Source organism: Streptomyces sp. NPDC127190, from assembly GCF_042672505.1.
GTDB lineage: Bacteria > Actinomycetota > Actinomycetes > Streptomycetales > Streptomycetaceae > Streptomyces.
Window position 1 is genome coordinate 1 of the sequence record NZ_JBHXVE010000026.1, and the last position, 20,231, is coordinate 20,231.

The 20,231-nt window shown below is 73.8% G+C and carries 17 protein-coding genes and 1 rRNA gene; 12 read left to right on the forward strand and 6 right to left on the reverse strand.

Translation table 11 applies throughout. The features are described from left to right. A 5S ribosomal RNA gene (gene rrf, locus ACFVIU_RS30680) occupies nucleotides 1-92 on the forward strand; the annotation flags it as partial. Between the two features lie 30 nt (nucleotides 93-122). Here the strand turns inward: rrf and ACFVIU_RS30685 are convergent. Then, nucleotides 123-962 (reverse strand): hypothetical protein, encoded by an 840-nt coding sequence (locus tag ACFVIU_RS30685; RefSeq protein WP_385846611.1) that lies wholly within the window; start codon nucleotides 960-962, stop codon nucleotides 123-125. A 42-nt stretch (nucleotides 963-1,004) separates the two neighbouring features. On the opposite strand from ACFVIU_RS30685, the gene ACFVIU_RS30690 reads away from it, so the two are divergent. Continuing rightward, nucleotides 1,005-1,775: a hypothetical protein gene (locus tag ACFVIU_RS30690; protein WP_385846604.1), complete on the forward strand. Its 771-nt coding sequence runs from the start codon at nucleotides 1,005-1,007 to the stop codon at nucleotides 1,773-1,775. Nucleotides 1,776-1,857: 82 nt separating this feature from the next. Here the strand turns inward: ACFVIU_RS30690 and ACFVIU_RS30695 are convergent, their stop codons facing one another. After that, nucleotides 1,858-3,141, reverse strand: a complete 1,284-nt coding sequence (locus tag ACFVIU_RS30695) for a DUF1015 domain-containing protein (RefSeq protein WP_385846489.1) — start codon at nucleotides 3,139-3,141, stop codon at nucleotides 1,858-1,860. Between the two features lie 73 nt (nucleotides 3,142-3,214). Between ACFVIU_RS30695 and ACFVIU_RS30700 the strand changes: the two genes are divergently transcribed. From ACFVIU_RS30700 to ACFVIU_RS30715, 4 genes are read left to right on the forward strand one after another with little or no spacing between them, the layout of a single operon-like run. Then, complete coding sequence (locus ACFVIU_RS30700) at nucleotides 3,215-4,243, forward strand: HAD hydrolase-like protein (RefSeq protein ID WP_385846491.1); 1,029 nt, start codon at nucleotides 3,215-3,217, stop codon at nucleotides 4,241-4,243. Between the two features lie 48 nt (nucleotides 4,244-4,291). Further along, nucleotides 4,292-5,335: a FecCD family ABC transporter permease gene (locus ACFVIU_RS30705; RefSeq protein WP_385846492.1), complete on the forward strand. Its 1,044-nt coding sequence runs from the start codon at nucleotides 4,292-4,294 to the stop codon at nucleotides 5,333-5,335. After that, entirely contained in the window at nucleotides 5,332-6,378 is a 1,047-nt protein-coding gene (locus tag ACFVIU_RS30710) for a FecCD family ABC transporter permease (RefSeq protein WP_385846493.1), read from the forward strand. Before ACFVIU_RS30705 ends, ACFVIU_RS30710 begins: the two co-directional genes overlap by 4 nt. Continuing rightward, on the forward strand, nucleotides 6,375-7,223 hold the full coding sequence (locus ACFVIU_RS30715) for an ABC transporter ATP-binding protein (RefSeq protein WP_385846495.1): 849 nt from the start codon (nucleotides 6,375-6,377) through the stop codon (nucleotides 7,221-7,223). The genes ACFVIU_RS30710 and ACFVIU_RS30715 overlap by 4 nt, the downstream gene beginning before the upstream one ends. Here ACFVIU_RS30715 and ACFVIU_RS30720 read toward each other — a convergent pair. Next, the gene (locus ACFVIU_RS30720; RefSeq protein WP_385846496.1) at nucleotides 7,207-7,554 is read right to left on the reverse strand and encodes a sterol-binding protein; all 348 of its coding nucleotides are present in this window, start codon (nucleotides 7,552-7,554) and stop codon (nucleotides 7,207-7,209) included. The genes ACFVIU_RS30715 and ACFVIU_RS30720 overlap by 17 nt on opposite strands. Nucleotides 7,555-7,596: 42 nt before the next feature. Between ACFVIU_RS30720 and ACFVIU_RS30725 the strand changes: the two genes are divergently transcribed. The 6 genes from ACFVIU_RS30725 to ACFVIU_RS30750 all read left to right on the forward strand — a co-directional run bounded on the left by ACFVIU_RS30725 (nucleotide 7,597) and on the right by ACFVIU_RS30750 (nucleotide 15,174). Next, entirely contained in the window at nucleotides 7,597-7,884 is a 288-nt protein-coding gene (locus ACFVIU_RS30725; RefSeq protein WP_385846497.1) for a hypothetical protein, read from the forward strand. Between the two features lie 7 nt (nucleotides 7,885-7,891). Further along, nucleotides 7,892-8,707 (forward strand): TlyA family RNA methyltransferase, encoded by an 816-nt coding sequence (locus ACFVIU_RS30730; protein WP_385846498.1) that lies wholly within the window; start codon nucleotides 7,892-7,894, stop codon nucleotides 8,705-8,707. Further along, nucleotides 8,704-9,609, forward strand: a complete 906-nt coding sequence (locus tag ACFVIU_RS30735) for an NAD kinase (RefSeq protein WP_385846499.1) — start codon at nucleotides 8,704-8,706, stop codon at nucleotides 9,607-9,609. The genes ACFVIU_RS30730 and ACFVIU_RS30735 overlap by 4 nt, the downstream gene beginning before the upstream one ends. A 180-nt stretch (nucleotides 9,610-9,789) precedes the next feature. Further along, nucleotides 9,790-11,349 carry a protease pro-enzyme activation domain-containing protein gene (locus ACFVIU_RS30740; RefSeq protein ID WP_385846501.1) on the forward strand — a complete coding sequence of 520 codons (1,560 nt, stop codon included), beginning with the start codon at nucleotides 9,790-9,792 and terminating at the stop codon, nucleotides 11,347-11,349. A gap of 145 nt (nucleotides 11,350-11,494) precedes the next feature. Then, nucleotides 11,495-13,213 (forward strand): DNA repair protein RecN, encoded by a 1,719-nt coding sequence (gene recN / locus ACFVIU_RS30745; protein WP_385846605.1) that lies wholly within the window; start codon nucleotides 11,495-11,497, stop codon nucleotides 13,211-13,213. An 824-nt stretch (nucleotides 13,214-14,037) separates the two neighbouring features. Next, nucleotides 14,038-15,174, forward strand: coding sequence for a glycosyltransferase family 4 protein (locus tag ACFVIU_RS30750; RefSeq protein ID WP_385846502.1), 1,137 nt, complete (start codon nucleotides 14,038-14,040; stop codon nucleotides 15,172-15,174). A 7-nt stretch (nucleotides 15,175-15,181) separates the two neighbouring features. Here the strand turns inward: ACFVIU_RS30750 and ACFVIU_RS30755 are convergent, their stop codons facing one another. From ACFVIU_RS30755 to ACFVIU_RS30765, 3 genes are all read right to left on the reverse strand, one after another. After that, complete coding sequence (locus tag ACFVIU_RS30755; RefSeq protein ID WP_385846503.1) at nucleotides 15,182-16,840, reverse strand: PucR family transcriptional regulator; 1,659 nt, start codon at nucleotides 16,838-16,840, stop codon at nucleotides 15,182-15,184. 44 nt (nucleotides 16,841-16,884) lie between these two features. Then, nucleotides 16,885-18,267 carry an FAD-binding oxidoreductase gene (locus ACFVIU_RS30760; protein ID WP_385846504.1) on the reverse strand — a complete coding sequence of 461 codons (1,383 nt, stop codon included), beginning with the start codon at nucleotides 18,265-18,267 and terminating at the stop codon, nucleotides 16,885-16,887. A gap of 135 nt (nucleotides 18,268-18,402) precedes the next feature. Then, the gene (locus ACFVIU_RS30765; protein WP_385846606.1) at nucleotides 18,403-20,205 is read right to left on the reverse strand and encodes a glycoside hydrolase family 15 protein; all 1,803 of its coding nucleotides are present in this window, start codon (nucleotides 20,203-20,205) and stop codon (nucleotides 18,403-18,405) included. Between the last annotated feature and the right edge of the window lie 26 nt (nucleotides 20,206-20,231).

Sequence of the window (20,231 nt, forward strand, 5' to 3'; positions counted from 1 at the left end):
CGCCCGGTTACATTCCGAACCCGGAAGCTAAGCCTCACAGCGCCGATGGTACTGCAGGGGGGACCCTGTGGGAGAGTAGGACACCGCCGAACAATCTTTGGAAGGACCCTTGGTCCCAGCGTTCAGCTGGGACCAAGGGTCCTTTTGTTTTTACAATGCTTGCGGTACCGAAGACAGGAGTCACCATGTCCACCAACTCTCCCGACGACCGACCGGAGCGCGACCAGCGGCGACGGGACAGTGGTGACCGTGGTGGATACCGCGGCGACCGCGGTGACCGTGGCGACCGCGGCGGGTTCCGCCGTGACAACGACCGTCGTGACAACGACCGTGGCGGCTACGGTCGGCGTGACGACAACCGCGGCGGCTTCGGCCGGCGCGATGACCGCCGGGACGACCGTCGTGATGACCGTCGTGATGACCGTGACCGTGGTGAGCGGGGCGGTTTCCGGCGTGATGACAGCCGCGGTGGTGGCTACCGCGGCCGTGAGGGCGACCGGGGTTCGCGTCCGGCGTTCCAGCGCGACGACCGCCGTGACGACCGCCGGGGCGACGACCGCGGTGGCTTCCGCGGCCGTGACGAGCGCGGTGGCGACCGCGGTGGCGACCGCGGCTTCCGCCGCGACGACCGCGGTGAGCGCCCCGCCTTCCGCCGCGACGACCGACGGGACGACCGACGCGACGACCGCGGCGGCTTCGACCGCCGTGACGACCGCCGTGGTGACGACCGCGGTGGCTTCCGCGGCCGTGACGACCGGCGCGACGACCGGCGCGATGACCGCCGTGACGACCGCCGCGGTTACGGCGACCGTGGTGACCGCAGCGGTGACCGTGGTGGCTTCGGCGGTGGCGGCCGTAGGGACGACCGTGGCGGTCGGCCCGGTGGCTTCCGCGGGCGTGACGACCGGCGGGACGACCGCCGCGGTGGTGGTGGCGGCCGCTTCCGCGACCAGCGGGACCACCGGGACCGCGACAGGGACCGTGACCGCGAGCCGATCAAGCGGCTGCCGATCCCGGAGGACGTCACCGGCGACGAGATCGACAAGGACGTGCGGCAGGAGCTCCAGAGCCTGCCCAAGACGCTCGCGGAAGACGTCGCCAAGAACCTGGTGATGGTCGCCCGGCTCATCGACGAGGACCCCGAGGGCGCGTACGGCTACTCCAGGGTGGCCCTGCGGCTGGCCTCGCGGGTGGCCGCCGTACGGGAGGCCGCCGGCTTCGCCGCGTACGCCAACCAGAAGTACTCCGAGGCCCTGGCAGAGTTCCGGGCCGCCCGCCGGATGACCGGGTCCGTGGAGCTGTGGCCGGTGATGGCCGACTGCGAGCGTGGGCTCGGGCGGCCGGAGAAGGCGCTGGACATGGCCGGTGCCCCCGAGGTGCACAAGCTGGACAAGGCCGGCCAGGTGGAGATGCGGCTCGTCGCGGCCGGTGCCCGGCGTGACATGGGCCAGCTGGACGCGGCCATCGTCACCCTGCAGAGCCCCGAGCTGGCCTCCAACGCGGTCCAGCCCTGGACCGCGCGGCTGCGGTACGCCTACGCCGACGCCCTGCTCGCCGTCGGCCGGCAGGACGAGGCGCGCGAGTGGTTCGCCAAGGCCGTGGAGGCCGACCGGGACGGCAGCACGGACGCTTCCGACCGGCTCGCCGAGCTGGACGGCGTGGAGTTCGTCGACGCGCTGGACGAGAGCGAGGTCGAGACCGAGGGCGAGAGCGAGAGCGAGGCGAAGGACGAGGCCGCGCAGCCCGCTGAGGGCCCCGAGGGTCAGCAGGACTGACGGCGGGCCGGACGGCCTGGGCAGTCTGTGAGAAGAGGGCAGGTCCCCTGGGGGACCTGCCCTCTTCTGCGTTGAGGGGGCTTCAGATGTCGAGGGCGCGCAGGACCAGTCCGGTGGCCGGCTTGGGGCCGAACGACGTCGACTTGCCGGGCATGGTCACGCCCTGCTGGGCCAGTTCGCGCACCACGTCCTCGCGGACCGGGTGCATGAGCACGGCCGTACCGCCGTCGCGTTCCGCCTTGCGGACCGTGGCGGCGGTGTCGTGTATGTAGGCGATGTGCGCGGGTGAGTCCTCGGGGATGCCCCAGACGTGCTCCAGCAGCGTGGAGTGCAGGACGGTGGCGTCCAGGGAGCGCCAGGCGGCCGGGCGGTCGGCCGGGATCGTGCGGGCCAGCAGCTCGGGGTCCGGATCGTCGAGCAGATGGAAGGCGCCGTCACCGGCCAGCAGGAAGGCGTTGCCGGCGCAGGAGGCGTCCGCGAGCGCCTCCAGGGCCTCGGGCAGAGGTACGGCGAGGCGTCGTACACGGAACAGGCCGTCGACCGCCGCCAGGGCGTCCGCGATCGGCAGGCCGTGCAGCAGACGGTGGATGGCGCGGACGCGCAGCGGGTAGCGGGCGGTGTCGACCAGCAGGACCAGGCCGTAGTCCCAGGGGCTGGGGGAGGGGTGCTCGGCGCGCAGCCGCAGATAGGTGGCCCAGCGGTGGTGGCCGTCGGCGATCAGCGCCTGGCGCTGGGCCAGGTCGGACTGGATGCGGGCCAGGTCGGCGGGGTCGGTGACCGACCACAGGGCGTGGTGGAAGCCGTCCTCGGTGGTCGTGGCGAGCAGCGGCGGGCGCTGCACGGTGCGGTCGACGACCTCGGCGGCCGTGCCGTCGCCGCGGTAGGACAGCAGCAGCGGCTCCAGGTTCGCGCGCGTGGCGCGCATCAGGGCCGCGCGGTCGGCGACCACCGGCGGCATGACGTCCTCGTGCGGCAGCACCAGGCCCTCGTCGGGGGCGGAGATCCGCAGGGTGCCGATGACGCCGCGCTGGAGCATGCCGTTGCCGTCGCGCTGCTCGTAGACGTACAGGCCGGGCTCCGCGTCCGCGGTGAGGATGCCCTCGTCCAGCCAGCGGCGCAGGGTGTCGGCCGCCTGCTCGGTGCGGGCACTCGGGGTACCGGCCTGGGGCAGGATGAGCCGGACGATGTTGTGCGGGTCGGCCGACTGAAGGTGGTGCACCCCGTCGGGCCGTACCACGACGTCGTACGGCGGTGAGGTGACGGAGGCGAGGCTGCCGACCCGGTCGGGGTCGTAGCGAAGGCCTCGGAACGGGGTGAGTTCCAGGCCTCGGCGCGCCGTTGCTTCCGAGTGACCTGCAGTGTTCATCCCGGCATCGTACGTGTGTCAGTGGCATGCGGGATGATCGGATGGAAAAGCGAGTGCGAGGAGCGATGCGGATATGAGCCAGGGTGCGAGGACACGGCCCGCGGGCAGCGAGCGGCCCCTGAGCGAGGCGTACGACACGGCGCTGCTGGACCTGGACGGGGTGGTGTACGCGGGCGGGGAGGCGATCGCGCACGCGGTCGACTCGCTGGCGGCGGCCCGGTCGGGCGGCATGCACCTGGCCTATGTGACCAACAACGCGCTGCGCACGCCGGACACCGTGGCCGAGCACCTGACGGAGCTGGGCATACCGACGGGGGCGGACGACGTGATCACCTCCGCGCAGGCCGTCGCCCGGCTGATCGCCGAGCAGGTGCCGGCGGGGGCGCGGGTGCTGGTGATCGGTGGTGAGGGGCTGCGGGTGGCGCTGCGCGAGCGGGGCCTGGTCCCGGTGGACTCGGCGGACGACGACCCGGCGGCGGTCGTGCAGGGGTACGGCGGTCCGGAGCTGACCTGGGGCCGGTTCGCGGAGGCGTCGTACGCGGTCGCGCGCGGGGTGCCGTGGTTCGCGTCCAACACCGACCTGACGATTCCGAGCGGGCGCGGGATCGCGCCGGGCAACGGTGCGGCGGTGGAGGTCGTACGGATCGCGACGGGCAGGGAGCCGCAGGTGGCGGGCAAGCCGCTGCCGCCGATGCACCGGGAGACCGTCATCCGGACCGGTGCGCGGCGCCCGCTGGTGGTGGGGGACCGGCTGGACACGGACATCGAGGGCGCGTTCAACGGCGAGGTGGACTCGCTGCTGGTGCTGACCGGTGTCACCGACGGCGCCCTGCTGCTCGCGGCGCCGCCGCAGCACCGGCCGACGTATGTGGACGCCGATCTGCGCGGGCTGCTCACCGGGCAGCCGGTGGTCGATGCCGAGGGCGACGGTTTCCGCTGCGGCGGGTTCACGGCGACGGCGCGGGCCGGCCGGCTGGAGCTGGACGGCGACGGCGAGGCGCTGGACGGGCTGCGGGCGCTGTGTGCGGCGGCCTGGACGGCGGCCGGGGACGGCTCGTGTGCGCTGGACGCGGGGAAGGCGCTGGCGCGGCTGGGGCTCTGACGGGAACCGGGGATCGAGATCGTAGCGAGGGTAGGCTAACCTAACCTCGTGTTGGTCGACAGTCCTCCGGAACCGCGCGCGGAGACCGCAGCCGCGCCCCCAACCCGCCGAGCCGCACGGGCCCTTGGGCTCCTGCTCTCCGTGGTGGTCCTGCTGCTCGTGGCCCTGGCGAGCATCGCGATCGGTGCGAAAGCCCTGTCGCCGGACCAGGTCTGGCACGGCCTGTTCCAGGACACGGGGACCTACGGTGACGTCGTCGTGGACGAGCGGCTCTCCCGTACGGTCCTCGGGCTGCTCGCCGGTGCCGCGCTCGGTCTCGCGGGCGCGGTGCTCCAGGCGCTCACCCGCAATCCGCTGGCCGACCCCGGGCTGCTGGGCATCAACGCGGGCGCCTCGGCGGCCGTCGTCACGGCCATCACCTACTTCGGCGTCACCAGCCTCACCGGGTATGTGTGGTTCGCCTTCCTCGGCGCGGCGGTGGTCGGCGCGCTGGTGTGGTTCCTCGGCGGCAGCCGGGGCGCCACCCCGGTACGGCTCGCCCTGGCGGGTACGGCGATCAGCACGGCCCTGTACGGCTATCTCCAGGCGGCGATGATCCTGGACGACGCCGCGCTCGCCAGGATGCGCTTCTGGACGGTGGGTTCGCTGGCCTCGGCCTCCGACGCCACCATCGTGCAGGTGCTGCCGTTCCTCGCGGTCGGCACGGTCCTCGCGCTGGCCCTGGCCCGTCCGCTCAACGCGGTCGAGATGGGCGACGACACCGCCCGCGCGCTCGGCGCCGGCCTCGGCCGCACCCGCGCCCTGGCCATGCTGGCCGCCGTACTGCTGTGCGGGGCGGCCACCGCCGCCTGCGGTCCGATCGCCTTCGTCGGCCTGATGGTGCCGCACGCGGTGCGCTCCTTCACCGGCCCCGACCTGCGCTGGATCCTGCCGTACGCCACCGTCCTGTCGCCCGTGCTGCTGCTCGGCGCCGATGTCATCGGCCGGGTCGTGGCCCGCCCCGCCGAGTTGCAGGTCGGCATCGTCACCGCCCTGATCGGCGGTCCGGTCTTCATCTTTCTCGTACGACGGCGAAGGACGGCCCAGCTGTGAAGACCCGCTCCCCGCACCGGGCGGTGCGCACCCCCGGCGGGTTCTCCGTGCGCCTGGACCTGCGGGCCCTGACCGTCGTCGTCCTGCTGCTGGTTGCCGCGGGCGCCGCCGGGGTCGCGCTGATCGGCACCGGCGACGCGCAGATCCCCGCGGGCGACGTCCTGCGCACCCTCGCCGGGAACGGCACCGCGTACCAGGACTTCATCGTCAACGAGCTGCGGCTGCCGCGGGTGCTGGTCGGCCTGCTGGTCGGTGCCTCGCTCGGGCTCGGCGGGGCGCTGTTCCAGGCCGTCTCGCGCAATCCGCTGGGCAGTCCGGACGTGCTCGGTCTCTCCCAGGGTTCGACGGCCGGCGCGCTGGTGGTGATCGTGCTGATGTCCGGCAGCGCCACCGAGGTCACCCTGGGCGCGCTGGCCGGCGGTCTGGTGACCGGGCTCGCGATCTATCTGCTCGCCTGGAAGCGCGGAGTGCACGGCTATCGGCTGGTCCTGGTCGGCATCGGTGTCTCCGCGATCGTCACCGCGGTCAACGGCTATCTGCTGACCAAGGCCGACCTGATGGACGCGGCCCGGGCCATCGTGTGGATGACCGGCTCGCTGGCCGGCCGTGACTGGACCCAGGTGTGGCCGCTGCTCGCGCTGTGCGCGGTCCTCCTCCCGCTGGTCCTCGCCCACGCGCGCGGCCTGCGGATGATGGAGATGGGCGACGACGTCTCCAGCGCCCTCGGGGTGCGGGTGCAGCGGGTCCGGATGGTGCTGCTGGTCTGCGCCGTCCTGCTCACCGCGGCCGCCACCGCCGCCGCCGGCCCGGTCAGCTTCGTCGCGCTCACCGCGCCCCAGCTCGCCCGCCGGCTGACCCGCTCCCCGGGACCCAATCTGGTGCCCTCGCTCTGCATGGGCGGCGCCCTGCTGGTCGGAGCCGACTGGGCCTCGCAGCTGGCCTTCGGCGCCGACCAGCTGCCGGTCGGCGTGGTCACCGGCGTCGTCGGCGGCGCCTATCTGCTGTGGCTGCTGGTCACCGAGCGCCGGGCGGGCCGGATATGAGCGGCACCCCCTCGAACACCCCAAGGAGCACTGTGAACCGGCTGTCCGCCGAGAACGTCACCCTCGCCTACGACCAGCGCGTCATCGCCGAACAGCTCTCGGTGGAGATCCCGGACCAGTCCTTCACGGTGATCGTCGGCCCGAACGCCTGCGGCAAGTCGACGCTGCTGCGGGCGCTGTCCCGGATGCTCAGGCCCAGCCACGGCCGGGTGCTGCTCGACGGGCAGGCCATCCAGTCGATGCCGGCGAAGAAGGTCGCGCGCACGCTCGGGCTGCTCCCGCAGTCGTCCATCGCGCCCGACGGCATCACGGTCGCCGATCTCGTCGGCCGGGGCCGCTACCCGCACCAGGGGCTGCTGCGCCAGTGGTCCGCCGAGGACGAGCGGGTGGTCCAGGAGTCGATGGCGCAGACCGGCGTCGCCGAGCTGGCCGACCGGTACGTGGACGAGCTGTCCGGCGGCCAGCGGCAGCGGGTGTGGATCGCCATGGCGCTCGCCCAGCAGACCCCGCTGCTGCTCCTGGACGAGCCGACCACCTATCTCGACATCCAGCACCAGATCGACGTCCTCGACCTGTGCGCGGAGCTGCACGAGACCCAGGGGCGGACGCTGGTGGCGGTGCTGCACGACCTGAACCACGCCGCCCGCTACGCCACCCACCTCATCGCCCTGCGCGGCGGCAGGGTGATCGCCGAGGGCGCCCCGAACGACATCGTCACCGCCGAGCTGGTGGAGGAGGTCTTCGGACTGCGCTGTCAGGTCATCGACGATCCGGAGACCGGCACCCCGCTGATCGTGCCGGCGGCCCGCAGGGCGCGCGCGGAGCGCGTCACAGCAGCTTCCTGAGCCGGAACAGATCCAGCAGGCTCGCCTCCAGCCGCACCCGGCCCCTGCCCCAGGCGGTCGCGAAGTTCAGCTCCCCGTCCACCAGGGCCACCAGGTCGTCGCCGGCCAGGACGAGCCTGATCTGCGCCCGCTCGCGCGGCGGACCGGGCAGGGTCTCGTCCACCTCGATCCGGCCGCCCGTCATGCGGCCGGCGAAGGTGACGTCCAGGTCGGTGATGTGGCAGCTCACCGTGCGGTCCAGGGCGGCGGCCGCGCGGACCTCGCCCTCGGCCCCCTGCATGTTGTCCGAAAGCTTTCCCAGTGCGGCGCGGCACTCCTCGATCGTGGCCATCGCCACCGACCGTACCCCAGCGGTTCGGGGTAGCGTCTGGGCATGAGCGACTCGGTTCCGCAGACGGAGTATCCGGCGGAGGCGGAGGAGGGGGCGGAAGAGGCGTACGAACCCGCCGCGCCCGCCCCCCTGAACGTCCCGCGCACCCCCACCGGCGACGCCCGGATCGACGCCCGGCTGGAGCGGCTGGCCGACGCCGACCACCTCGCCACCGACGGACACCTCGAGGTGTACGAGGATGTACACCAGGGGCTGCGCGACGCGCTCGACGCGCTCGACGCCCGCCAGGGACCCCCGGTCCCGTCACCGTCGTACCAACACAGGAGCTGAACCCACCGTGGCAGGAGTCGCACGTCGCCGTCTGGACGCGGAGCTGGTCCGCCGGAAGCTCGCGCGCTCGCGTGAGCATGCCAGCCAGCTGATCGCCGCCGGGCGGGTCACCGTCGGCAGGACCGTGGCGACCAAGCCGGCCACACAGGTGGAGACCGCCGCCGCGATCGTGGTGCGGTCCGACGACAGCGATCCCGACTACGTCTCCCGGGGCGGGCACAAGCTCGCCGGGGCGCTCGAGGCCTTCGTGCCGCAGGGGCTCGTGGTGAAGGGCCGGCGTGCGCTGGACGCCGGCGCGTCCACCGGCGGCTTCACCGATGTGCTGCTGCGCGCGGGCGCCGCGCATGTCGTCGCCGTGGACGTCGGATACGGACAGCTCGCCTGGTCGCTCCAGAACGATGAACGCGTCACCGTCAAGGACCGTACGAACGTACGCGAGTTGACGCTGGAGGCGATCGACGGAGAACCTGTGGATCTTGTCGTGGGTGATCTGTCCTTCATCCCGCTCGGGCTGGTGCTGCCCGCCCTGAAGCGGTGTGTGAAGCCGGACGCCGACCTGGTGATGATGGTCAAGCCGCAGTTCGAGGTGGGGAAGGAGCGGCTGGGCAGCGGAGGTGTCGTACGGAGTCCGCAGCTGCGGGCGGAGGCCGTGCGGGGAGTGGCCGAGAAGGCCTGGGAGCTGGGGCTCGGGGTGCAGGGAGTCACCGCGAGCCCGCTGCCGGGCCCCTCGGGGAACGTCGAGTACTTTCTCTGGTTGCGGGCGGGGGCACCCGAGGTGGACCCGGCCGACGTCGAGCGTGCAGTGGCGGAGGGGCCGCGTTGACACAGAACCTGGCACGTACTGTCTTCCTGCTGGCCCACACCGGGCGGCCCGCGGCGATCCGCAGCGCGGAACTCGTCGTCAAGGGCCTGCTGCGGCACGGCATCGGGGTGCGGGTGCTGGAGGAGGAGGCGCGGGATCTGCCGCTGCCGGACGAGGTGGACCTCGTCAAGGAGGCGACCCCGCAGAGCCTGGACGGGTGCGAGCTGCTGATCGTGCTCGGCGGCGACGGCACGCTGCTGCGCGGCGCCGAGTTCGCGCGGGCCTCCGGGGTGCCGATGCTCGGCGTCAACCTCGGGCGGGTCGGCTTCCTCGCGGAGGCCGAACGCGACGACCTCGACCGGGTGGTCGACCGGGTGGTCGCCCGCTCCTACGAGGTCGAGGAGCGGATGACCGTCGATGTCGTCGTGCACCGCAACGGGGACATCGTGCACACCGACTGGGCGCTGAACGAGGCCGCCGTGCAGAAGGCGGGCGCCGAGAAGCTGCTGGAAGTCGTGCTGGAGATCGACGGGCGGCCGGTGACCGGCTTCGGCTGCGACGGTGTGGTGCTGTCCACGCCGACCGGGTCCACGGCCTACGCCTTCTCCGCGGGCGGGCCCGTGGTGTGGCCCGAGGTGGAGGCGCTGCTGATGGTGCCGATCAGCGCGCACGCCCTGTTCGCCAAGCCGCTGGTCACCTCCCCGGACTCGGTGCTCGCGGTGGAGGTGCTGCCGCACATCCCGCCCGGCGTGCTGTGGTGCGACGGGCGGCGCACGGTCGAGCTGCCGCCGGGGGCGCGGGTGGAGGTGCGGCGGGGGGCGGTGCCGGTGCGGCTCGCCCGGCTGCACCACTCCTCCTTCACCGACCGGCTGGTGGCGAAGTTCGCGCTGCCGACCACGGGCTGGCGGGGAGCGCCGCACTGAGCCGTCGCCGACGGCCGTCGTCCGTACTCCATCCCGGGCAGGGCGTGCCCTGTCCGGGTGGCCGGAGTCTGCCAGGCATATTTTTCCGGCAATGTCCGGATATACCTCGCCGAGTAGCCCACTTCCGACCCGAGCCGGTCGGTCCCGGCTGTGCGGCAGGCCGGCTCCGAGGAGACGACGATGAACGAACAACACGTGGCCTTGGCGGGCAGCACCCGCCCTGCCAAGGCCGACGCCACCCGGCTGCGGGACGCTGACCCGCAGCACCCCGTGGAAGTCACCCTCACCCTGCGCGGCAAGGTGGCCCCCACCGACCAGATCCCTGACGAGCGGCGCCAGGACGCCGAGAAGACCCAGTCCGTGCTCGAACGCTACGGCCTCTCGGTCGACCAGGTCCGGCTCGGACCGGGCAGCGTCGTGGTCAGCGGTCCGGTGTCCGCGATGAACGCCGCCTTCAAGGCCGACCTCGGCATCTACCACAGCCCCACCCAGGGCGAGTTCCGCGGCCGCGAGGGCGAGCTGCACATCCCCGCCGAACTGGAAGGCATCGTGACCGGTGTCTTCGGGCTCGACCAGCGGCAGATGGCGCGGCGCAAGTCCGTCCAGGGCCACGGCTTCCAGGGGGCGATGACGCCGGACGACCTGGAACGGCTGTACAACTTCCCGGCGGGCGACGGGGAGGGCCAGAAGGTCGGCATCGCCGAGTTCGGCGGCTGCTACTTCGAGGACGACCTGCGTGCCTTCTGCGAGGCGCACAACCGGCCGGTGCCGCGCGCCGAGGTGGTGCCCCTGAACCTCGACCCGCCCCGGTCGTTGCAGCAACTTCGGCAGTTGCCGCCCATGGAGCAGCAGTTCGCGTTCGAGGCCGCGGGCGAGGTGATGATGGACGTGCAGATCGTCGCCGGGCTGTGTCCGGCGGCGGAGATCTCCGTCTACTTCGCCACCTTCGACCAGCGCGGCTGGGTCGAACTGCTCGACCAGGTCCTCGCGGACAGGCCGGTGAGCGTGCCGATCAGCTGGGGCCTGAGCGAGGACGATCACGGCTGGTCGCCCACCGCGCTCCGGGAGATCAACAAGCGCCTGGAGGGCGCGGCGAACGCCGGCATCACGGTCTGCGTGGCCTCCGGTGACGACGGTTCGGGCGACCAGATCCCGGACGGCCGCGCCCACGTCGACTTCCCCAGCAGCAGCCCCTTCACGCTGGCCGTCGGCGGCACCATGGCCGACCCCTCCCAGCAGGAGGTCGCCTGGTGGCAGCCGCCCGGTCACCGCACCCCGCACGGCGGCGGCGCCACCGGCGGCGGGGTCTCCAGCAAGTTCGACCGCCCGGCCTACCAGCAGAGCATCACCATCGACTCCCTGAACCCGGGCAGCATCCGCGGGCGGGCCGTGCCGGACGTCGCGGCGCTCGCGGGCCCGCCGTTCTACGACCTGATCCTGCTCGGCCAGCCTGCGCCCAACGGCGGCACCAGCGCCTCCGCCCCGCTGTGGGGCGCCCTGATCGCCCGGATCAACGCGCTGCTGCCCCCGGACAAGCGCCAGCGCTTCCTCACCCCGCTGCTCTACGACACCGGCAGCAACGGCCGCCCGCTCGGCGAGGTGGCCTGCCGCGACATCGCGGTCGGCCATGACAACGGCTCCCACCCGCCCGCGGTGGGCTACCCGGTGAGGACGGGGTACGACGCCGTCACCGGCATGGGGGTGCCCGACGGCGTGGCCCTGCTCAAGGGGCTGCACTAGCCGCACCGCGCCGACCGCACTGCACTCGCCCGGGTGACAGCGCGCGCCGCATCGACGTGCGTCACCTGGACCTTCACACAAGCGGGGCGGGGTCGGTCACACTCCCGTCCCCCGACCTCGTAAGGTCTTATCCGTGTTGGAGGAGATGCGGATACGGTCGCTCGGGGTCATCGACGATGCCGTCGTCGAGCTGTCGCCGGGGTTCACCGCGGTCACCGGTGAGACGGGTGCGGGCAAGACCATGGTGGTCACCAGCCTGGGACTGCTGCTCGGGGGCCGGGCGGACCCCGCGCTCGTGCGGATCGGGGCCGAGAAGGCGGTCGTGGAGGGGCGGATCACGGTGTCCGCGGACGCCTCCGTCGCCGTACGCGCCGAGGAGGCGGGGGCCGAGCTGGACGACGGCGCCCTGCTGATCAGCCGTACCGTTTCCGCCGAGGGACGGTCCCGGGCGCACCTGGGCGGGCGCAGCGTGCCGGTGGGCATGCTCGCCGAGCTGGCCGACGAGCTGGTGGCCGTGCACGGGCAGACCGACCAGCAGGGGCTGCTGAAGCTGTCCCGGCAGCGGCAGGCGCTGGACCGGTACGCGGGCGACGCGGTCGCCGTGCCGCTCGCCAAGTACGCCGAGGCCTACAAGCGGCTGCGGGCCGTCTCCGCCGAGCTGGAGGAGATCACCACGCGCGCGCGTGAGCGGGCGCAGGAAGCCGACATGCTGCGGTACGGGCTGGACGAGATCGCCGCCGTGGAGCCGCGCGCCGGGGAGGACGTGGAGCTGGCAGAGGAGGCGGAGCGGCTCGGGCACGCCGAGGCGCTGGCGTCCGCCGCGACCGCCGCACACGCCGCTCTCGCGGGCGATCCGGAGGACCCCGAGGGGATCGACGCCACGACGCTGGTCGCGGGCGCCCACCGGGCCCTGGAGGCCGTACGGTCCCACGACCCGGCGCTGGCCTCCCTGGCCGACCGGATCGGCGAGATCGGGATCCTGCTCGGCGATGTCGCGGGCGAGCTGGCCGGGTACGCCGACGACCTCGACGCCGATCCGCGCCGGCTCGCGGCCGTGGAGGAGCGGCGGGCCGCTCTCACCGCGCTCACCCGCAAGTACGGCGAGGACGTCGCTGCCGTCCTGGCCTGGGCCGAGCGGAGCGCCGCCCGGCTCACCGAGCTGGACGGCGACGACGAGCGGATCGCCGAGCTGACCGCCGAGCGGGACGCGCTGCGCACCGAACTGGGCGGGCTCGCCCAGGCGCTGACCGACGCGCGGACCGAGGCCGCCGAGCGGTTCGCCGCCGCGGTGACGGCCGAGCTGGCCTCGCTCGCGATGCCGCACGCGCGCGTGTCCTTCGACATCCGGCAGACCGAGGATCCGGAGGGCGTCGAGGTCGGCGGACGCACGGTCGGCTACGGGCCGTCCGGCGTGGACGAGGTCGAGCTGCTGCTCGCCCCGCATCCCGGAGCCCCGCCGCGGCCCATCGCCAAGGGCGCGTCCGGCGGTGAGCTGTCCCGGGTGATGCTGGCCGTGGAGGTCGTCTTCGCGGGCACCGATCCCGTGCCGACGTACCTCTTCGACGAGGTCGACGCCGGCGTCGGCGGCAAGGCGGCCGTCGAGATCGGCCGGCGGCTGGCGAAACTCGCCAAGACCGCGCAGGTCGTGGTCGTCACCCATCTGCCGCAGGTCGCCGCGTTCGCCGACCGACAGCTGCTGGTGGAGAAGACCAACGACGGGTCGGTCACCCGGTCCGGGGTGAAGGTCCTGGAGGGCGAGGAACGGGTCCGCGAACTGTCCCGGATGCTGGCCGGCCAGGAGGACTCCGAGACGGCCCGCGCCCACGCGGAGGAGTTGCTGGCAACGGCCCGCGCGGACGCGTAGGCGGGAGCGGGGCAGAGCAGAGCCGCTTCGTCCGGTGCCGGGCGACACCGGCGCCCGGCGCGTGCGTTCGGCTTCCCGCCGGGGGCACGGGTGCCGGGTGTCCCGCCGGGGGCACGGGTGCCGGGGGATGCGCTCGGTGTGGTGCGGGGCGGCCGTGTAGCGCCTTGCGGGCCACCCGCACCCGGCGCCGGTCGATCACACCTGCTGGTGTCGCGCCGGGGGCAGGTGCGCCGGGGGGATGCGGGGCGGCCGCGCCCGGTGCCGGTCGGCCACACGTGCTGGTGTCGCCGGGGTAGTGCGTGGTGTCGTACCGGCGCGTGCGGTTGTTCGTGCGCGCCTTTCTTCGTTGTGCGCCCCCCGGCGTGCGCGGTCGGTCCCCGGCGTGCGCCGCCGCTGACCGGGGGCCGCCTCGCTGTTCGTGTGCCACCGCGGGCGGTCGGCCGCCGGGCTGTTCGGGTGCCGCTTCCGGCGTTCGGCCGGGCCGCCGTTCGCGCGCCCCGCCGGATCCGGTCCGGGGGGCCGCGCCCAGGGCTCCGACCTGGGGGGACGCGGTCGTCGCGCGTTCCGTCGTGGCAGGGTTTCTCTCACTCGTGTGGGTGACGTGCTCCGGCGCATTGCCCCGGGCCGCCGCAGAGTGCGCCCTCGCGGGTTTCCCGGAACAGCCGTACGCCCTGGCATGCTTGAGGCAGCACGCCGGACGGGCGACGGGTGCGAACCGACCGCGCGGGAGGCGCGCGGGCTGTGCCCTTCCGCCTCCGTGAGCCCGCTACCTTCTGTACGTTTCCTCGTGTCCCCGCGAGCCCCCGAACCAGGAGCCCGGCCCCGTGACCCCGCTGAGCAGCAACGCACCGCACGGCCAGTCGCCGCTGCGCACCGTGCAGGTGCTCGGCGGAGGCAACGCCGGCAGCAGCGCGCATGTGCGCTCGCTGGCCGAGGGGCTGGTGGCGAGGGGCGTGCGGGTGACGGTGTGCGCCCCCGTCGAGGCCGACCGCCGCTACGACTTCACCGGGACCGGCGCCGCCCATGTGCATGTGCCGCGCAGCAGCGACCCCGCCTCCGTGGCCGCGCTCCGGGCGGCCTGCGCGGACGCCGACCTGGTGCACGCCCACGGGCTGCACGCCTCCTTTCGCGCCGTGCTCGCGCTCAGCCGGCGCGCCACCCCGCTGGTGGTGACCTGGCACAACCGGGCGGAGGCGGAGGGCGCGCGGGCGCATCTGCTGCGGCTGCTGGAGCGCCGGGTGGCGAAGACGGCGGCCGTGGTCCTCGGCACCAGCTCCGACCTGGTGGACCGGGCCCGGCGCACCGGGGCGCGGGACGCCCGGCTCGCCGCCGTCGGCCTGCCCGGACAGCGCCGGCCCGTCACCCATGACGACCCCGACCGGCTGCGGCCCAAGGTGCGCGCCGAACTCGGCGCGGGCGAACGCCCGTTGCTGATCGCGGTCGGCTCCCTCGACCGGCATCGCGGCTACGACGTCCTGCTCGACGCGGCCCGTGCCTGGCGCGGCCTGGACCCGGTGCCGCTGGTCGTCGTCGCGGGGGAGGGGCCGCTGCGCCCCGCGCTGCAACGGCGCATCGAGGAGGAGGAGCTTCCGGTACGGCTCGTCGGCCGTCGCGAGGACGTGCCCGAGCTGCTCGCCGCCGCCGACCTGGCGCTGCTGACCAGCAGTTGGGAGTCACGGTCGGTGCTGGCCCAGGAGGCGCTCCACGCGCGCGTGCCGCTCGTCGCCACCCGGGTCGGCGGCATACCGGACCTGGTCGGCGACGCCGCCGAACTCGTCCCGTACGGCGACGCGGACGCGCTCGCCGCCACCGTCGTACGCCTGCTCGCCGATCCGGCGCGCCGGGAACTGCTCCGGGCGCGGGGCGTACGGCAGGCCGCCACCTGGCCCACCGAGGACGAGACGGTCGCCCAAGTGCTCAGTGTCTACGACGAGTTGACGCGGCCCTGGCCGCTCGCCTGACGGCCTCTCACGGCACGTGGCGGCGGGCGCGCAGGGCGAGGCTCAGGGCCAGGACCGTCTGCGGGTCGTCCAGGTCGGTGCCCAGCAACTCACCGATACGGGCGAGGCGGTTGTAGAGGGTCTGCCGGTTGAGATGGAGTTCGCGGGCCGTCTCCGCCTTGCGGCCCGCGTGCGCCAGATAGGTCTCCAGGGTCGGCAGCAGCGGCGGCTTGGACCGGTGGTCGTGGTCGCGCAGCGGACCGATCGCCCGGTCCACGAAGGCGGCCAGGTCCGGGTGGTCGCGCAGCCGCCACAGCAACAGGTCGATGTCGAGGCGCCGGGCGTCGTACCAGGGCCGGTCGGTCAGGCCCTGGGCCGCCGTCGCCGTTTCCGCCGCGTGCCGCAGCCCGGCCGAGGCGGCCGCCCAGCCGCCCGCCACCCCGACCACCACGACCGGCGGCGGCGCGCCCGGCCGCTGCATGCCGGCCCGCTCCACGCCCGCCCGCAGCGCCGCCGCCACCCGGTCGGCCACCGCCGGCCGCTCCGGCTCCGAGCGCAGCCCGAGCAGCACCAGCACCCGGCCCTCCACCGGCCGCACCCCCAGCAGCACCGGCACGCCCACCGTGGCCAGCTCCTCGGAGACCGCCCGGGCCAGCACCGCCCAGCCCCCGCCGGGGGACAGCGGATCGCCGACCCGCATGACCACGGGCAGCAGCGGACTGCCGCCGGGCTTGAAGCCGAGCACCCGGGCCTGCGCGGGGGCGTCCTCCGCGGTGATCCGGCCCTCGGCGAGATCGGTGAGGAAGTCACCGCGCCCGCGCGCCGCCAGCTCCTCCTCCTGCCGGGCCTGCATCAGCACCACGGCCAGAATCCCCGCGGCCCGCTCGGCGGCGATCCGGTGCACCGGCGCCAGCGGGGAGCGGACCGGCAGCATCACCAGCCGGGCCCGTACCGAGCCCGCCGTACCGGGGCCGCCGCCGGGCACGTCCACCAGTACCGAACCGGCGGGCGGCGGCGCGTCCTTGTGCGGCCCGCGCAGCCCCTCCCACACCTGGAGCGGATCCGCGCCCTCGGGCCCCTCCCCGGCCGCGTACAGCAGCCGGCCGTCGGGCGTCTCCAGGAACACCGGGTTGCCGCCGAAACCGGCCAGGATGGCCAGCACCTGCGGCACGCCGCCACCGCCCAGCAGCGCCTCGGTACAGCGCCGGTGCACCTCCTCCGCCCGCTGGAGCAGGGCGTAGTGGCCGTTGACGATCTCGGTGTGGATCTCCTCGGTCACCGCCACGAACGGCACCTCGCGATGCAGCTGGACCAGCGGCAGACCGGCCGCCCGCGCGGTGTCCACCAGCGCGGCCGGCAGCCGGGTGAAGCGCGGGCCCAGCTCCACCACCAGGGCGGCGATCCCGCGCTCGGCCAGCGTGCGCACGAACGCCCGCTGCTCGGCCGGGCGGGTGCCGAGACCGTAGCCCGTGGTGAGCAGCAGCTCGCCGCCCTTGAGCAGCGAGGCGATGTTCGGCACCTCGCCCGCGTGCACCCAGCGCACGGTACGGCCCAGCCGGTCGGCGCCCGCCACGATCTCCGGCAGCCCACTGCGCAGCCCGGGCAGCTCCAGCGCCCGCTGCACGGTGATCCCGGCGCCCTGCGTGGCGGGTCTGCGCTCCGTGCCGTTGTCCGTACCGCTGTTCATGCAGCGGACGCTACCTGCGAAAACGCCCTCGGGACAGCTGCGGGTCAGACCGGTTGCACGTTGTGGTTGAAGCGGAAGACGTTGTCGGGGTCGTACCGCCGTTTCACCTTCTCCAGCCGCAGCGTGTTCCCCGCGCCCAGACCCGCCCGGACCCGGTCCGGGCCCTCGTCGCCGATGAGGTTGAGGGGGACGGCCCCCGTGCTCCAGGGGCGTACACCGGCGCGTGCCGCCCGCACCCAGGCCATCGTCCGCTCGTCGTCGGCCGGGTCCGCCCAGTTGCCGAACGGGTGCACCACCCAGGGCGCGTCCCGGTACGGCACCGGGTACTCCCGGGGTCCGGCGGCGACCGCTCCGCCCTGCGGGAAGAGGATGTACTGGCTGCCGGTCGGCACCGGCATGCTCTCGGCGTGGGCGCAGAAGACGTCCACCAGCTCGTCGGGCAGACCGCTCAGACACTCCGCCGACCAGTGGTTGCGCAGCCCCGGCGGCTCGTCCAGCAGGCACTGCACATCGGCGTACGGCACGGCGCCCACGATCTCCGCCACGTGCGGCAGCGCCAGCAGCGGACCGGCGAGCCGGCGCAGCCCGGCCGCACCGCCCGCGTACGTCAGCAGACAGCCGCACAGCAGCCTGCCCACCAGCTCCGGCGGGACGAACCGGGCCGGCGGGCCGGTTGTGTACAGCACGGCACCGCCCGCCTCGTTCGGGGCGGTGCGGATCACCTCGCGGAAGGCGCGGACCAGCTCCGGGCCGAACCGGGGCAGGCAGAGCAGCAGCGCGATCCGGAACTCCGGCAGTTCGTGCAGCTCCAAGGTGAGCGCGGTGGCGATGCCGAAGTTGCCCCCGCCGCCGTGCAGCGCCCAGAACAGCTCGGGGTTCTCGTCCGCGTTGGCGTGCACCCGCTCGGCGTCGGCGGTCACCAGCTCCACCCCGATGAGGTTGTCGGCGGCGAGACCGAAGGCGCGGTCCAGCCAGCCGGTGCCGCCGCCGAGGACATGGCCGCCGACCCCGACGCCGGAGGCCCGGCCGCCGGTGGTCGCGAGCCCGTACGGCTGGGTGGCCCGGTCCAGCCGGCCCACCGTGGCCCCGCCCTCGATCCGCACCGCCTCGGCCGCCGGGTCGACGGTCACGGCGTGCATCCGGCGCAGGTCCACCACGAGCGCGTTGTCGGCCACGGCCGGGCCGGCCACGCCGTGCCCGCCGCCGCGCACCGCGATGTGCAGATCCAGGTCCCGGGCGAAGCGCACGGCGCGGACCACGTCGCCCGCGTGCGCGCACCGGGCGATCACGGCCGGACGCCGGTCGATCAGCGCGTTGAAGACGGTCCGGGCGCCGTCGTAGCCCGGGTCCCCCGGGGCGAACACCTCGCCGGCGAGATCCTCGCGCAGCGCGGCGAGAGCGGTCTGCGCCGTGGAGAAGGAAGCCATGGCCGCCCCCTTCCGTGCCAGGGGCTGCTGTCGGCTTCCAGCCTAGGCACGGAAGGGTGGGAGCCGGGACGGCTCCCACGGGGGCGGGGGGACGGCTCCCGCGGGGGCGGGGGGACGGCTCCCGCGGGGGCGGGGTCAGCCGCCGTACGCCCCGGACGCCGTCAGCCGCAGGGCCGTGTCGATCAGCGGCACGTGGCTGAAGGCCTGCGGGAAGTTGCCGACCTGGCGCTGGAGACGCGGGTCCCACTCCTCGGCGAGCAGGCCCAGGTCGTTGCGGAGCGCGAGGAGCTTCTCGAACAGCCTGCGGGCCTCGTCCACCCGGCCGATCATCGCCAGGTCGTCCGCCATCCAGAACGAGCAGGCCAGGAAGGCGCCCTCGTCGCCGGGCAGACCGTCGACGCCCGCCGTGTCACCCTCGGTCGGGTACCGCAGGATGAACCCGTCCGGGGTGGACAGCTCGCGCTGGATCGCCTCGATGGTGCCGATGACCCGCTTGTCGTCCGGCGGCAGAAAACCCATCTGGGGGATGAGCAGCAGCGAGGCGTCCAGCTCCTGGGAGCCGTAGGACTGGGTGAAGGTGTTGCGCTCCTTGTCGTAGCCCTTCTCGCAGACGTCCCGGTGGATGTCGTCGCGCAGTTCCTTCCAGCGCTCCAGCGGGCCGTCCGCGTCCCCGGACTCGATCAGCTTGATGGTGCGGTCCACCGCGACCCAGGCCATCACCTTGGAGTGCACGAAGTGCCGGCGCGGGCCGCGCACCTCCCAGATGCCCTCGTCCGGCTCCTGCCAGTGGTCCTCCAGGTAGCGGATCAGCTTCAGCTGGAGCAGGGACGCGTAGTCGTTGCGGGCGAGACCCGTCATGTGCGCCAGGTGCAGCGCCTCGGTGACCTCGCCGTACACGTCCAGCTGGAGCTGGTGCGCCGCGCCGTTGCCGACCCGGACCGGGGCGGAGTTCTCGTAACCGGGCAGCCAGTCCAGCTCGGCCTCGCCCAGCTCGCGCTCGCCCGCGATGCCGTACATGATCTGGAGGTTCTCCGGGTCGCCCGCGACCGCGCGCAGCAGCCACTCGCGCCAGGCGCGCGCCTCCTCGCGGTAGCCGGTGCGCAGCAGCGAGGACAGCGTGATCGCCGCGTCGCGCAGCCAGGTGTAGCGGTAGTCCCAGTTGCGGACGCCGCCGATGTCCTCGGGCAGCGAGGTGGTGGGGGCCGCGACGATGCCGCCGGTCGGGGCGTACGTCAGGGCCTTCAGCGTGATCAGCGAGCGGACCACCGCCTCGCGGTACGGGCCGTGGTACGTACAGTGCTCCACCCACTCCCGCCAGAAGTCCTCCGTCGCCTCCAGCGACTGCTCGGGCTCCGGCAGCGGCGGCGGCTCCTTGTGCGAGGGCTGCCACGAGATGGTGAACGCGATCCGGTCACCCGGGGCGACCGTGAAGTCGGCGTAGGTCGTCAGCGCCTTGCCGTAGGTCTCGGCCTCCGTGTCGAACCACACCGAGTCGGGACCGGCCACCGCGACCGTGCGTCCGTCGTGCTTGTGCACCCACGGCACCACCCGGCCGTAGGAGAACCGCATGCGCAGCACCGAGCGCATGGGCACCCGGCCGGTGACCCCCTCGACGATCCGGATCAGCTGCGGCGCGCCGTCACGCGGGGGCATGAAATCGGTCACCCGGACCGTGCCGCGCGGGGTGTCCCACTCGGATTCCAGGATCAGCGAGTCGCCGCGATAGCTGCGCCGGACGGCCGAGGGCGGTTCGGCGTCGGCGGCGTGCGCCGGGCCGAGCCGCCAGAAGCCGTGCTCCTCGGTGCCCAGCAGGCCGGCGAAGATGGCATGCGAGTCGAAGCGGGGCAGGCACAGCCAGTCCACCGTGCCGTCCCGGCAGACCAGTGCGGCGGTCTGCATGTCTCCGATGAGTGCGTAGTCTTCGATGCGCCCGGCCACGTGCAACTCCAGTCGAACGGCCACGT

Excerpts from the sequence above, each read along its gene's own strand:
- ACFVIU_RS30740 (WP_385846501.1), top strand. The coding sequence starts at position 9,790 with ATGAACGAACAACACGTGGCCTTGGCGGGCAGCACCCGCCCTGCCAAG.
- ACFVIU_RS30720 (WP_385846496.1), bottom strand. The coding sequence starts at position 7,554 with ATGGCCACGATCGAGGAGTGCCGCGCCGCACTGGGAAAGCTTTCGGAC.
- ACFVIU_RS30755 (WP_385846503.1), bottom strand. The coding sequence starts at position 16,840 with ATGAACAGCGGTACGGACAACGGCACGGAGCGCAGACCCGCCACGCAG.
- ACFVIU_RS30700 (WP_385846491.1), top strand. The coding sequence starts at position 3,215 with ATGAGCCAGGGTGCGAGGACACGGCCCGCGGGCAGCGAGCGGCCCCTG.
- ACFVIU_RS30695 (WP_385846489.1), bottom strand. The coding sequence starts at position 3,141 with ATGAACACTGCAGGTCACTCGGAAGCAACGGCGCGCCGAGGCCTGGAA.
- ACFVIU_RS30715 (WP_385846495.1), top strand. The coding sequence starts at position 6,375 with ATGAGCGGCACCCCCTCGAACACCCCAAGGAGCACTGTGAACCGGCTG.
- ACFVIU_RS30725 (WP_385846497.1), top strand. The coding sequence starts at position 7,597 with ATGAGCGACTCGGTTCCGCAGACGGAGTATCCGGCGGAGGCGGAGGAG.
- ACFVIU_RS30760 (WP_385846504.1), bottom strand. The coding sequence starts at position 18,267 with ATGGCTTCCTTCTCCACGGCGCAGACCGCTCTCGCCGCGCTGCGCGAG.
- recN (WP_385846605.1), top strand. The coding sequence starts at position 11,495 with ATGCGGATACGGTCGCTCGGGGTCATCGACGATGCCGTCGTCGAGCTG.